The organism is Ruminiclostridium cellobioparum subsp. termitidis CT1112 (assembly GCF_000350485.1).
Taxonomy (GTDB): Bacteria; Bacillota; Clostridia; order Acetivibrionales; family DSM-1351; genus Ruminiclostridium; species Ruminiclostridium termitidis.
Window position 1 is genome coordinate 79,282 of sequence record NZ_AORV01000072.1, and the last position, 13,446, is coordinate 92,727.

Annotated in this window: 11 protein-coding genes and 1 riboswitch; of the genes, 3 read left to right on the top strand and 8 right to left on the bottom strand. The window is 42.3% G+C overall.

Going from position 1 to position 13,446, the window contains the following annotated elements:
- The first annotated feature begins 235 nt into the window (after positions 1-235).
- From CTER_RS25780 to CTER_RS25790, 3 genes are all read left to right on the top strand, one after another.
- Positions 236-682 carry a MarR family winged helix-turn-helix transcriptional regulator gene (locus CTER_RS25780; protein WP_004630911.1) on the top strand — a complete coding sequence of 149 codons (447 nt, stop codon included), beginning with the start codon at positions 236-238 and terminating at the stop codon, positions 680-682.
- A 150-nt stretch (positions 683-832) separates the two neighbouring features.
- A riboswitch (glycine riboswitch) is annotated at positions 833-923 on the top strand.
- A 107-nt stretch (positions 924-1,030) separates the two neighbouring features.
- Positions 1,031-2,107, top strand: a complete 1,077-nt coding sequence (gene serC / locus CTER_RS25785) for a 3-phosphoserine/phosphohydroxythreonine transaminase (protein ID WP_004630886.1) — start codon at positions 1,031-1,033, stop codon at positions 2,105-2,107.
- Between the two features lie 32 nt (positions 2,108-2,139).
- Positions 2,140-3,303 carry a phosphoglycerate dehydrogenase gene (locus CTER_RS25790; RefSeq protein ID WP_004630833.1) on the top strand — a complete coding sequence of 388 codons (1,164 nt, stop codon included), beginning with the start codon at positions 2,140-2,142 and terminating at the stop codon, positions 3,301-3,303.
- Positions 3,304-3,398: 95 nt separating this feature from the next.
- On the opposite strand, the gene CTER_RS25795 is transcribed toward CTER_RS25790, so the two are convergent.
- From CTER_RS25795 to CTER_RS25830, 8 genes are all read right to left on the bottom strand, one after another.
- Positions 3,399-3,644, bottom strand: coding sequence for a hypothetical protein (locus CTER_RS25795; protein ID WP_004630838.1), 246 nt, complete (start codon positions 3,642-3,644; stop codon positions 3,399-3,401).
- Between the two features lie 101 nt (positions 3,645-3,745).
- Positions 3,746-4,735, bottom strand: coding sequence for a diaminopimelate dehydrogenase (locus CTER_RS25800; RefSeq protein WP_004630943.1), 990 nt, complete (start codon positions 4,733-4,735; stop codon positions 3,746-3,748).
- Positions 4,736-4,758: 23 nt separating this feature from the next.
- Positions 4,759-6,009, bottom strand: a complete 1,251-nt coding sequence (gene lysA / locus CTER_RS25805; RefSeq protein WP_004630918.1) for a diaminopimelate decarboxylase — start codon at positions 6,007-6,009, stop codon at positions 4,759-4,761.
- A gap of 22 nt (positions 6,010-6,031) precedes the next feature.
- Complete coding sequence (locus CTER_RS25810) at positions 6,032-6,721, bottom strand: TrmB family transcriptional regulator (RefSeq protein WP_004630961.1); 690 nt, start codon at positions 6,719-6,721, stop codon at positions 6,032-6,034.
- 821 nt (positions 6,722-7,542) lie between these two features.
- Positions 7,543-10,194 carry a GH36-type glycosyl hydrolase domain-containing protein gene (locus tag CTER_RS25815; protein WP_004630964.1) on the bottom strand — a complete coding sequence of 884 codons (2,652 nt, stop codon included), beginning with the start codon at positions 10,192-10,194 and terminating at the stop codon, positions 7,543-7,545.
- Positions 10,195-10,209: 15 nt separating this feature from the next.
- Positions 10,210-11,622 carry a phosphoglucomutase/phosphomannomutase family protein gene (locus CTER_RS25820; RefSeq protein WP_004630879.1) on the bottom strand — a complete coding sequence of 471 codons (1,413 nt, stop codon included), beginning with the start codon at positions 11,620-11,622 and terminating at the stop codon, positions 10,210-10,212.
- 19 nt (positions 11,623-11,641) lie between these two features.
- A complete protein-coding gene (locus tag CTER_RS25825; RefSeq protein ID WP_004630805.1) occupies positions 11,642-12,421 on the bottom strand; it encodes a sugar phosphate isomerase/epimerase family protein in 780 nt (259 codons plus the stop codon).
- Between the two features lie 10 nt (positions 12,422-12,431).
- The gene (locus tag CTER_RS25830) at positions 12,432-13,445 is read right to left on the bottom strand and encodes a hydroxyacid dehydrogenase (protein ID WP_004630800.1); all 1,014 of its coding nucleotides are present in this window, start codon (positions 13,443-13,445) and stop codon (positions 12,432-12,434) included.
- Position 13,446: the final 1 nt, after the last annotated feature.

Consider the following 13,446-nt stretch of genomic DNA (forward strand, 5'->3'; position numbering starts at 1 on the left):
TATGTCAATAACAATTTTGATTGTATAATTATTATAAATAGTGTATTATAATATTGTATTATAATAATGATGTCAAATATTTTTCCTGTATCAGGTTCAGCAATTTATAATACATACAAAAAGTATTGCCACTTAATTAACAAGCTAAAGACTAACTATAATATACGCTTAACTTGTTACTAAGTCTTATTAAAATTATATAATTTTTGTTATCAACGGAAAGGGAGTTTTAGAGATGTTTACCAAGGAAGCTTTGCTTGAAATATCAAATAACATGTTTTTTTTGTTTCTGTCATTAAATCATAAAATGATAAACCGGAGCATTATGTTAAAAGGGCTGTCGGTACCGCCTTCTCATATGAAAGTAATTTTTTACCTGACCACCAACGGCCCCAGTCCCGTATCGAAAATTGCCAATGATCTTGAAATATCAAAGCCCAATATGACACCTATTATAGACAACCTGATTGCCGAAGGTTATGCTGTCAGATACGACGATCCCAACGACAGGCGTATTATCAATATCAAAGCCACTGAAAAAGCCTTTAACACTCTGAAGCAGAAAAAGCAGGAAACCGTTGAACTAGTCTCTGAAAAACTTTCGTCTCTCAGCGATGAGGATATTGAGTTATTAATGGCCACAATTCCGCCGTTGATCAAGATCCTTGGAAAGATAAAGTAATTATTTTTCTTGACTCTCCTTATAACAAGAACTATAATATATGGTAATAAATTAATTTAATAGTGTCGGATGATTGATGGAGGAGAGTTCCTTTTGCATGGCAAAGGACACCGAAGGAGTAGCACTCTCAGGTAAAAGAGGACTTCATCAGGACGGATCTCTGGAGAGACCAACGTTGGCGCCGAAGGGGCAGTACGGATAATTCCGTCAATCTCTCAGGCAAAAGGACAGAGTATGCATCATAGCTATTTTTATAATAGTTTTATTTTGCTTTTCTTTGCAATTCGGAGGTCAAATCACACAGATTTGGCCTTTAAATATTTTTATAATAAATAAAGGAGTGTTTTTATGAACAGAGTTTATAATTTTTCTGCGGGCCCCTCAATGCTGCCGGAACCTGTTTTGGTCAAAGCTGCCGAAGAAATGTTAGATTACAATGGTACAGGCATGTCTGTGATGGAAATGAGCCACAGGTCAAAAGTGTACACTTCCATAATTGAAAATGCTGAAAGTCTCCTTCGCAAGCTGATGAAAATAGACGATTCCTATTCGGTATTATTTTTGCAGGGCGGAGCTTCAACACAGTTTTCCATGATACCGCTGAACCTTTTCAGTAAATATAGGAAGGCTGATTTTATCAATACCGGAAACTGGTCCAAGAAGGCTATCTCCGAAGCAAAACTTTACGGTACGGCAAATGTTATTGCCTCTTCCGAAGAAGCAAAATTCACATATATCCCGGAAGACTACAAGCTTTCAGAAGATGTGGACTATGTTCACATAACCAGCAACAACACACTTGAAGGCACGCGCTTTATGAGCTTCCCTGAAACCGGCAATATTCCTCTTGTTGCCGATATGTCAAGTGAAATAATGTCCAGGGAAATTGATGTCAGCAGGTTTGGCCTTATTTATGCCGGCGCCCAGAAAAACCTCGGTCCGGCCGGACTTACCATAGTCATAATAAAAAATGACTTGATAGGCAAGCATCTGAACATTACGCCTACCATGCTGAGATATGAAACACATTCCAAAGAAAAATCCCTTTACAATACTCCTCCCTGCTACAGTATCTATGTTGCCGGCCTGGTGTTCAAATGGCTGGACGACATGGGTGGTGTTAAGACCATTGAGAAAATCAATAATGAAAAAGCGGCTATCCTCTATAATTTCCTTGATGAGTCGGAGATGTTTGCAAACAAGGTAAACAAGAAGGACAGATCATTAATGAACATTCCTTTTGCAGCTCCGACAGACGAACTGAATGAAAAGTTCATAAAGGAGGCTGAACAGGCAGGTCTCAGCACTCTTCGCGGCCACCGTCTCATAGGCGGTATGAGGGCAAGCATCTACAATGCCATGCCTGTTGAAGGTGTTATAAAGCTGGTTGAGTTCATGAAGAAATTTGAGCTGGAAAACAAATAATTGCATGTAATTGCATGGAAGGATGGATCACTATGTACAAGATACAAATGTTGAATAAAATCGCCAATTGCGGATTGGAGCTGCTGCCGGCCGAAAATTACGAAATATGTAACGAGGAAGTCAATCCCGACGGTATACTTGTAAGAAGTGCAAATATGCTGGAAATGGAACTCCCCAAAAATCTCAAGGCTATTGCCAGAGCAGGTGCGGGAGTGAACAATATTCCCATTGAAAAATGCACCGAGAGGGGCATAGTAGTTTTCAACACTCCGGGTGCAAACTCCACCGGAGTTAAAGAACTGGTCATTGCCTCCCTCCTGCTTGCTTCAAGAAAAATCACAAAGGGTATAGAATGGGCTCAAACCCTGAAGGGTAAGGGTGATGAAGTTCCAAAGCTGGTTGAAAAGGGAAAGTCCCAGTTTGAAGGACCCGAGCTCATGAATAAGAAAATAGGCGTAATAGGCCTTGGCGCCATAGGCGTAATGGTTGCCAATGACTGTATATCCCTTGGCATGGAGGTTATGGGATACGATCCGTATATCTCGGTAAAGGCCGCATGGGGACTGTCAAGCTCGGTTATCAGGGCTACCAGTCTGGACCATCTCCTGTCCACCTGTGACTATATAACAATTCATGTGCCTCTGACCAATGAAACCAAAAATACTCTGAATAAAGAAAAATTTGAGATCATGAAGAAGGGTATAAGAATCATAAACCTTGCCAGAGGCGGACTTATATGCAATAAGGATTTGCTGGAGGCCATAGACAACGGAACTGTTGCCTGCTATGTAACCGACTTCCCGGAGGATGAACTGCTTGGTATTGATGAAATAATAGCAATACCGCATCTTGGAGCTTCTACTCCCGAATCGGAGGAAAACTGCGCAGTTATGGCTGTCAATCAGATGAGGGACTATCTGGAGACAGGTATGATCAAAAACTCTGTGAACTTCCCCGACTGTGACATGACACCCACTGACAAGACCAGGATAATTACAGTTCACCGCAACATCCCCAACATGATAGGTCAGATGACCACCATCCTTGCCGCATATAAGATCAATATTGCAGATATGCTGACACGTCACAAGGATACCATCGGCTATAACGTAATTGATATAGAAGGCGACCTGAATGAGGAAGTCATAGAAAAGATAAAGGCTATCGACGGAGTGAAAACAGTCAGAGTCATATGACAGAAACAGGCACTACCCGGGTAGTATCAGCCGTATCGATATAAAGTGTCTTTTTGTACCAAAATAAAAAAAAGGAGTGTTGCGCCACTCCTTTTTTATTTGGTTTTTAAGCTCTCAAGTTTTGGAGTTAATTTTTCTATCATTCCCTTAGGAGCTTTCTCTTTAAACATTTTCAAGCATAAGTCCTCAGTTACTACATTGACATTATTTTTAACTATCCAATCTTCAATTTCATGCTTAACCAAACCTGAAAAAATTGAAGGAACAGCATCCATAACCAGAGCAAACATTTTTTTGCTGTTGCCCTCCCAGGTTAAATTCTCCAGAACAGAACCTCTCATATATTGCCTCCTAAATTTTACAAGTAAGTTTATAGGATATCATTATATACTATGGCAATGATATGGATTTTGTTCACGTATTGGTTAAATTTTTATCCCGCTTACAGCAGTTTTTTTATTAATTCCAGGTTGCTGACCGGTGACAAATATGACAGCGGAACATCAAATACTGTTTTTGCCCCTGTGTTTGCTTCCCTGTTCATTCTTACAGCCGCTCTGGCAAATGCCACCAGCACATTTGCCGTAAACTCAGGGTTACTGTCAAGCTTTAACGAAAATTCGATGATCTGATTATTGGAGTCGTCGTTACCTGTTTTACCGCTTCTGAATACAAATCCGCCGTGAGGCATTTTTGAATGGTTTTTCTTTAGCTCTTCCCCGGTAATAAAGTGAACTGTCGTTTCATAATCAGAGAAATAGTTTGGCATGTTCTTTATGTCAGCCTCAATCCCGGCCTTATTTGCACCTTCTTCAGCAACAACAAAGCACTCTCTCAAATGCTTCTGTCTTGTTGTCAATTCAGGATTGCTGCCATTTCTTACACTTTCAACAGCTTTATCAATCGGGATAGTATATTGAATACCGTTTTTAACTCCCGCCACTCTTCTGATTGCATCTGAATGACCCTGGCTTACACCCCTGCCCCAGAAAGTATAGTCATTTCCCACAGGCAGTATGGCGCCTGAAAGCATTCTGATCATTGAGAACAAACCGGGATCCCAGCCCACAGAAATTATACAGGTCTTTTTGGAAATGGCAGCTGCCTTGTTTACCTTTTCAAAATATTCAGGTATTTTGGCATGTGTATCAAAGCTGTCAACAATATTGAACATTGAAGCAAATTCCGGTCCCTGCTCAGGCAGGTCTGTTGCAGAACCTCCGCAGAGGATCATCACATCGATGTCATTTGCATAATCCTTTGCCATACTTATATTAACTACCTTTGCACCAGGCGTGTTTAATGAAAAGCTATCGGCAGCTCTTCTTGTAAAAACAGCTGCAAGTTCAGTGTCCGGATTTTGCTTTATGGCAGCCTCAACTCCTCTGCCTACGTTTCCGTATCCTGCTATTCCAATTCTTATCTTACTCATGTAAAAATCTCCTCTACTATGCTTTAAACATTAAATGGTGCAATAAGATCTTCAAAGGTATCCCTTCGTCTGATCAGCATTGCCTCCCCGTTCTCCTTTATCATGACTTCGGCAGGACGCAGCCTCATATTGTAGTTTGAACTCATGGCAAAACCGTAGGCACCCGCATCCATGATTCCCAATATATCCCCTTCTTCTATCTCGGGGAGCTTCCTGTGCTTTGCGATAATATCTCCGGTTTCACATATATTGCCTACAACGGTTACCTCCCCGGTGGCACCCTGATTCCGTGGCTGTCCGTTCCTATATACCTCAATGTCATGATGGGAATCATACATAACGGGTCTTGCAAGTACGTTAAATCCTAAATCTGTCCCTACATATCTGTTCCCGTAGTTGCTCTTGGTTGCATATACCGTACCAAGCAGTATTCCGCTTTCAGCTACGATATACCGGCCGGGTTCTGACTTGAATAATATTTTCTTCCCATATTTTTCAGTCCACTGTACAAGAACAGCGGACAGTTTTTCCCTGAAGCCTGACAGGTCGAGCGCAGCCTGCCCCTCCTGCTTCCTGTAGGGTATTCCGAAACCTCCGCCCATATCCACAAAATCTATGTCCTCAAACTGCTCAGCTACCGAGAGTATCGATTTCACACCTTCAATATATGAATCACCCTCCATGAACAGTGAGCCTATATGCTGGTTAATTCCTGAAATTTTAAGATTATATTTATTTGCAATCTCCTTAACCTGTGGTACACAGTCAATATTAACCCCGAATTTGGTTTTCTTGCCGGCGGTTACAACCTTTTCATGGTGTCCTGCGCCCACGCCCGGATTAAATCTTACGGCGGCCTTTCCTCCCGGATTTATTTTACCCAGCAGCTCCAGCTGCGAGAGTGAATCCACACTTACCAGGACTCCATTGTCAACTGCATACTTAAGTTCGTCCTTCGAAACATTGTTCGGCACAAAGAACAACTCTTCAGGCTTGTAGCCTGCATGGAGCAAAAGCCTGATTTCACCGGCCGACATGGCATCGGCTCTCAAGCCCTCTTCCCTTATGATTTTTATAATGTGCAGATTGGAATTTGCCTTAATGGAATAATTGGGGACAAAGTGAGGGTAATCCACTAAATTTTTCATGTCTCTGCACTTTTGCCTCAATATTTTTTCATTATACACATATAAAGGACTTCCAAATTCCTTTATCAGCTTCTCAGGGTCCGAGTTCCCGAAAAATTTCATTTTAGTTGAATAGTATTCAGTCATAACATGCCTCCGTTATTATTTATTATTTAGTATTTATATTTATAAGCTTTATCTCATTAGTAAGGGAATCTTTGATCAGGTCCACCATGTTTGAGTTCCTTGAAAACAGGCTTGTAGGATTTGTTCCGTTAAGCTGACCCGTCAGGACATTTTCCGAGTCGGTAATGAGCCGTACACTTCCGGACTGCTTATTGGAGATATAACAAATCATGCCTTCGGTCCCGGACTGCTCGGAAGTTATTATTACCACCTTCAGTCCTCTGTCCCGGGCATCGGAAAGTTCATCCATAACAAACTCAAGCTGCTCTCTCGATGTGGAGATATATACCCTTTTTTTTGCCTGAAGTATCAGGTTTTTCATTTTATCAAGTATCTGCCGGGTACCTTTTATTGTGACAAAACTGTCGCCCGAAGCATTAATCTGAGGGATTTCCTCGTGAATAACCTTCATTACCCCGTCAAATTTTCTTTTTAAATTCCGAACCAGTTCTTCAGGGTCTACAGCAGTATATCTGGCTGCTTCGCCGTTGATCCTGTAAGCACCGCCCTTATCGGAGAGACCTGCAAGTCCGAGATATGCGTTTGATCTTGGAATACCTGTTAATTTGGAGGCTTCATATCCTGTAAGCTCACCTTCTCTGCACAGTGTCACATAAAGCATGGACTCATGTCTGGTGAAACCGGCTTGCATCAAGGCATCGATTATATCCACAAACGCACCTCCCAATTGGCAAAAATAATAGTGGTTCTATATAAAACCACTATATACTAATATTAATTTACTGTCAACAAAATGAATTTAACACGTTGTGCAAGTTGATTATCGATCTGCAAGTAAAATAGCTGCTGCTCATACCGGTACTTCCGTACTAACTTCAAGCAATGGTGACACACAAAGCGCTTACTTGAAAAAGTACGGTTCAAAACAAGTATTTTTTTGCCGTCGCAGCGACTCGACCATCCGGGTCTCGCGTGCTGCTCAAAGTGACCTCCTGTCACTTTGCCGGCTAAAATACTTGTTTTTCACCTACAAATTTCAGTAAGCGCTTTTAATCATGTTCACCATTGCTTGAAGTTGTACTCGCGTACCGGCATAATCAGTATAACGTCTTTAACTAGTCGATCAACCAGTACAACATGTTAATTACCTATTCCGGGCTTAACTTAACGCGTTGTGCTAATTGAAATTTTGTTTTTGCTTTACAGATAGATTTAATCAGAATCAACTGGTACGCGAGTACAACTTCATGAAATAAAATGCACAGTTAAAAACAATTGCGGTAAATTGTCGACGAAGGTAAAGTGGTTTTGCCGGCAAAGCAACAGGACGTTGCTTTGAGCTTCAAATCGAGACAGGAGGTCGAGTTTGAGCGACGGTAACACCGCTTTAAATGAGGCGATACAATTTTCGCAATTGTTTTGGGTGCGTTCGTATTTTATGAAGTTAGTACGGAAGTTACCAGTTGATATAAAAGAATTACACAGGTAAAGTATAAATTAAATTAATTTGCACAACGCGTTAACTTATCAAAGTTAGTCTTCCACGTATATTTTAAGAGATTTTGTCTCCAATTCGGAGTCGGAAATCCATAGCTTTTTCAACATCATAATTTCGTCATGGATTCCTTCCCTGTTATTTCCGTTCACAGCATATTTTCTATTTCCGCTGCCGCTTTTTCTATATAAAATATTTACCCTGCAGCCTTTAACTGTTATCTGAAAGTTAAACTCTTCAAAAGGAAGGCCTTTTGCAGGCTGGATCCATACTCCGCCAAATTGGGGTTCAAGCCCAAAAACATATTTGATCAAGGTCTTAAGAACTACATTTGAACTGCCAGTCTGCCAGTCCTGCATTGATTGGCCGTCAATCTGTTTTTCTGCATTATATCCGTAGGAATTGGGCATTACAAAGGGTGAACAGGATATCTTTTCATGGGTAAACGGAAGTAATTTAAACAATTGCTGCCATGCCTCCCCCGAGCAGCCTATGCGGAAAAGAGCCATTACTGCAAAGGCGGATGCATGTATGTAGGCAGCCCCGTTTTCGGCAGTACCGGGAGGAAGCTTTTTGATACGCCCCACCCCCTGGGCATCGGAACCGAAAAATGGGTCAAAGGTTTTATAACCGTATTTGCTGTCCAATTTATTAAATGCATCCAGTATTGTATCCTTAATGCCCGGATCAAGCTCGTACATTTTACTTAATATCCAGAAAGCATTTGAGGTTAATCCCACTCTGGATTTACCATCGGGATCATTAAATCCTCCCACAATATATGATCTCTTGTCCCCCCACCCGTGCACTATACGCTTTTCTCCATTATCCCCAGTGACAATTGCATATTTCTGCAATACATTTTCAAGTGCCCGGAGAGCGGCTTTATAGGAAGTAATTTGTGAGGAATACCTGCTGGAATCGATTTTATCCAGCATTTCAAGCATCTCCTGCAGATTTTGATATACCTGCAGGGAGGCCATCACGCTTACCCCTGTTCCATATTCCTTTTCCGGATCACTGCTGACACCCAAACCATCCAGAGCATCATTCCAATCTCCGTACAAGGCTCTGATACAGCCTGTTCCTTCAAAGTCCCTGTTGGACAGCAGGTAATTCATTATTTTCAGAAGATGCTCCAATACACTGTCTTGAATACTGCTTTTTTTCACAAGGGACTTTTTCTCATCAACTATTTCATAATATCCGCACTTTTCATTAAGAAATTCAAAATCATTTGTGAATTTCAGGTAGGTTGTAATGGTGGATATGACCCATACCCCCTGATCAATAAACGGCCTCAGGTCCATTTTGGGAGCAGTGCCCTCTCTGACTGGAAGTGTATATTGTCTTGGGCATCTGCCGTCAGGGGAAATAAAGCCAAGGGCCTCAAGCATTTTTTCCCTTGCAGCTGCTGGTTTCCAGAAAATCAAGCCTTCAATTGCCTGGAAAACATCCCGTATCCCTATCAAGGAGCCTTCAAACAGCTGCACATATCCTTTTATCAGAGAACAAAATTCAACCTGCTTTTTCAGGTGCTCAAAAAAAGTGTTGAAAACAGTATCCTTTACAGGGCCCTCCACTGTTTCTCCAACCCTGCAGCTCAACAGTCCTCCGTTTTCCTTCTCCTGCATTTCACTTTGTTCAATTTTTGTGTCCAGCTTTTCTCCGGGTATTCTTTTTTCAAGCAGTTCCGCAGCTCCGGTATCATCGCTGCAATGCTTTAAAAAGTCAAGCGACAGCTCATATCTTACCTGTCCGTGTCTGCCTGTATCAAGATGAAGTATATCCCCTATAATCCCTGTTTCGGTGAAGGTGCATATATGTCTGGGAGTTCCAAAGCTGCCCGACTTGAGCGCAACAGGAGTATGCAGGCTGCTTCTGCTGCCACCCACATACTGGTAGCGTGAAGTTGTCTCCTGGTGCCGTGTCAGCCGGCTGTTTTGATCCGGCTGGATATTTCTAAGGACCACACCTATATTGGATACCGACGTAGTTCTGTCCAGATCTTCATTCACCTTTATTATAAAGCTTCCCAGCCGGTCTTTTTCATAACCATCTTTTTCATATTCATTGCAGTCTTCGATATACCTGATCTCCCGGAACCATTTGTTTTCGTCATTCTCGTTGATATTGTGCGAAAGAAAGGGGTTGAGATATGCCGATACAAACAGCTGCCTGTTTTGTGCGGTCGAGTTGCGGATAAGTACTGAAAAAAACATCCTGTTGGCTTCATCCACAAATACCCTGACTGCAAACTTCATATCATCCGTTTCAGTGACATAATAAGTGCAGCTCCTGGTAAAAACCGTATATCTCTCAACTTTTTTCCCGGAATTGTTTTCTATGAAAGGTACCGGCAGCAGAGAAATGACCTGATAGTTTTCACTGTCATCCGGAAAACCGGCAAAAAAGGCTATTTTGGGTTCTTTTCCCTCATTTGCCTTTAAAAACGGAGAAAACAGCCCTTCATTGCAGTGCATATAACCCGAGGTATACGCCCAGAAATTAAAGCCGCCTTTTCCGTACGGATACCTGCTGTCTCCGTCGTCACGGGGAATACTGATAATATAATCGCCGATTGCATATACATCTCCGGGCATTTTATATTTTTGGGCATATGAAGAATTGGTTTTCAACTTAAAATATTGTTCGGAAAAGTAATCTATTGTTCCCTGAAATAAATCCATTTTACCACCGCTTAATTATATATTAAAAAACTCTTTCATTTTTTCACAGATGATACTTGCCTTCTCTTCACTATCCATCTCTGCAAATACCCTGAGCAGGCTTTCTGTTCCTGAAAAGCGGACAATGATCCACCCTCCGTCTTTAAAATATACCTTTACCCCGTCGGAATAACTTACCATTTCAGCTTCATATCCGAAATCCGGCAGCAGTTTGTCTGTAAACAGGGTTTTCATCAACTCCGTTTTTTTATCCTGGCTGAATCTGAAATCATTTTCCACCATATGAAAATATCCGTATTTTTCGTGTATTTCTTTTAGCAAATCCGATAAACTTTTCTCGGTAACGCTCAGCATCTCAACCAGCAGACCGGCTGCAAAAATCCCATCCTTGCCTTTTATATGTCCCCGAATGGTCAGTCCCCCGCTGCTTTCTCCTCCGATCAGGGCATTCCGTGCTTCCATCATGGAGCTTATATGCTTGAAGCCCACAGGAACCTCATAGCATTCTTCACCGAAATCACGGGCTATCTTATCCAAAAGATGGGTTGTGGCCAGATTTCTTACTGCCCCGCCCTTCCAACCCTTATACTTTAAAAGGTAGTAGTACAGCAGGGCAAGAATGTTATTGGGGTGAATGAAATCACCGTTTTTGTCTATAATACCCAGACGGTCGGCATCACCATCTGTGCCTATGCCTATGTCATAGCCTTTTTCCACTACCATATCCCTTAAGCGCTGCAGTGTCTGTGTATTGGGTGAAGGCAGTCTGCCGCCGAACAGGGTGTCGTGCCTGTCATTTATAATATCCAGCTCACATCTTGCCGTTACAAGTACGGCCTGCAAACAGGTTCTTGAAACGCCATACATGGGGTCCAGCAGGATTTTCAGCCTTCTTTTTTTGATTGCCTCGATGTCAAGCATACCTAGAACCGTATCGATATATGTATTAAAGGGATCTACAATCTGAATCCTGCCGTTGTCGACACCCTGACCGAATTCAATACTCTGTATGTCCTCTTTTATTACCCGCGCAATATAGTCTTCAATAACTTTTGTAGTGTCCTCGGTTGCATCTCTGCCACCTCCGGTAAATATCTTGATCCCATTGTAGTCGGCCGGATTATGGCTGGCTGTGACAGCAGCTCCATATTCGGCTTCTGCCCTGTTTACCGTAAACATTATTAAAGGTGTAGGGGCAATTTCATTTACAAACAGCACCTTTACCCCATTCCCTGCCAAAACCTCTGCAATCCACCTGGCAGCCTTGTCCGACAGAAATCTCCTGTCATAGCCAACAACAAACCCTTTGTTTTGGCAATTTTGATCTTTTATGATATTTGCCATTGCCTGAGAGAGGAGCTGTACATTTTCCCTGGTGAATTCCTCACCGATTAATGCTCTCCAGCCGCCTGTTCCAAATTTGATCATAACTCCGTTCCCCTTTTTGCTATATAATTTGACTGATGCTTTCCGGTGTTCCAATAAGATATTTTAATGTTTCTGCGTCTCTAAAAAACTGTTGGGGGCTGTTATCTTTAACAAACTCAAGCATACAATACCTGACTGTATCAATTTTACGTATTACTTCCATATATTTTTTCCATTCACCGGCTATTTCTGCAAGCTCTGTCCTTTGATTGTTTACCATGCTGAAGATATGGACATTTACAAGCCACGGTGCTATGTCCCTTAACTCTTCCAGCCTTTCAGCCGGGCTTGTTTCCATATGTGTCTGCCAATAGCTGCGCAAATTGCTGTGGTTGACTTCCTTTAACAGCCTGCATGCAGATTCGGGTGTATCTGTCAGTGTATCCTCGTGGTACTCCAGGGCAACCTGTACACCTGACTTTTGAGCAAGTCCGGCAATATTGAACGCATCTTCCGCAACCGCATTCCAATAGGCTTCATCTGCTTCGGCAGATGCCCTGTTCCCTGCCCAAACCCTGATAACCGGAGCCTTGAGTTGGCCTGCAGTTGCAAGTATCCTGTCAAAACCGGTCTTGTTTTCCCGGCCGCAGCCCAGCCTGTAGTATGATCCGTAGGAAGACACTTCCAGACCTTCGTCCATGGTCATCTTAAGCACCTCATTTGCCTGTTTGATGTCCCCGGAAGGCACATGTATGTCCCCGCCCCATTCGATTCCATCCAAACCCGCCTTACCAACCATCTTCACTATCTCAGCAGGTTTCAGCTGCCGAAATGCAACCGATGCCAATCCTGTTTTCATATGAATCCCCCTATATTTGCTGTTCCTTCTCCCTGGTCATCATTTTATACCTTTCAAAGGTAATTTCATGCTCCAGAGGAATATTCTGAATCAGCCGTTTTATTTCCTCTATAACGGTATAGGTCATCTGTTCCTTTACAGGTGCTCCTGCCACATGAGGAAACAGTATGACATTCTCCAGCCGCCTTAAGGGACTGTTCACATCCAGAGGTTCATTATTGTAGACATCCAGTACTGCCCTGATCCTTCCGTTCTCCAGTTCCTTTACAAGTGCAGCTTCATCAACGATCTGTCCTCTTGCGGTATTGACAAATAGAGTGCCGTTTCTTATGAGCTTTAATTTTTCTTCAGTAATTAAATTTTTTGTCTCCTGTGTCAGTGAAGCATGTATTGAAATGATATTTCCCCAGGACAGCACCTCATCAAGGGGACAGAGCTCCACATTTGAATAACCCGCCAGGCTGTCCCTTGAAATATACGGATCAAACAGCTTTATCCGCACATCAAAGGGTTTAAGAAAATCCAGGAGATACCTGCCTATGGTTCCCAACCCTATCAGACCTATCCTTTCGCCTATAAGTGTCCGGTTTTCCACAACACGTCTGGACCATTCCACTCCGTTTTTCATATCCCTGTCGTATTCCGTGACAAGCCTCAGGGCTGAAAGCATGTATGTCAGAACGCCTTCGGCTACATACCTGGCCATTAATCTGTTGGCACTGCATACTTTTATGCCCTTTTCAAAGACCATGTCGGTGGCAACATCTGCAACACTTCCCGCCGCATGTGCAAGCATTTTCAACCTGCCGGCATTTTTCAGAACTGCTCCCGTAAAGGAAGGGCATGCCCAATGGGTTATACATACATCAATATCCCTTATGCGCTCGCAGAGTTCCTTTTCTGTAAACGGTCTGTTTTCTTCATTAAGTATGACGTTTCCCAATTTTTTAATTTCATGGATAACTTCATCCGGAAAATAAATATCTCTTTCACTGCCTTTTTGCATGGTGATTAAAATGTTCATG

Bases quoted from the DNA above. Each gene is read 5' to 3' on its own strand.
- CTER_RS25780 (WP_004630911.1), top strand. From the start codon at position 236: ATGTTTACCAAGGAAGCTTTGCTTGAAATATCAAATAACATGTTTTTT.
- serC (WP_004630886.1), top strand. From the start codon at position 1,031: ATGAACAGAGTTTATAATTTTTCTGCGGGCCCCTCAATGCTGCCGGAA.
- CTER_RS25790 (WP_004630833.1), top strand. From the start codon at position 2,140: ATGTACAAGATACAAATGTTGAATAAAATCGCCAATTGCGGATTGGAG.
- CTER_RS25795 (WP_004630838.1), bottom strand. From the start codon at position 3,644: ATGAGAGGTTCTGTTCTGGAGAATTTAACCTGGGAGGGCAACAGCAAA.
- CTER_RS25800 (WP_004630943.1), bottom strand. From the start codon at position 4,735: ATGAGTAAGATAAGAATTGGAATAGCAGGATACGGAAACGTAGGCAGA.
- lysA (WP_004630918.1), bottom strand. From the start codon at position 6,009: ATGACTGAATACTATTCAACTAAAATGAAATTTTTCGGGAACTCGGAC.
- CTER_RS25815 (WP_004630964.1), bottom strand. From the start codon at position 10,194: ATGGATTTATTTCAGGGAACAATAGATTACTTTTCCGAACAATATTTT.
- CTER_RS25820 (WP_004630879.1), bottom strand. From the start codon at position 11,622: ATGATCAAATTTGGAACAGGCGGCTGGAGAGCATTAATCGGTGAGGAA.
- CTER_RS25825 (WP_004630805.1), bottom strand. From the start codon at position 12,421: ATGAAAACAGGATTGGCATCGGTTGCATTTCGGCAGCTGAAACCTGCT.
- CTER_RS25830 (WP_004630800.1), bottom strand. From the start codon at position 13,445: ATGAACATTTTAATCACCATGCAAAAAGGCAGTGAAAGAGATATTTAT.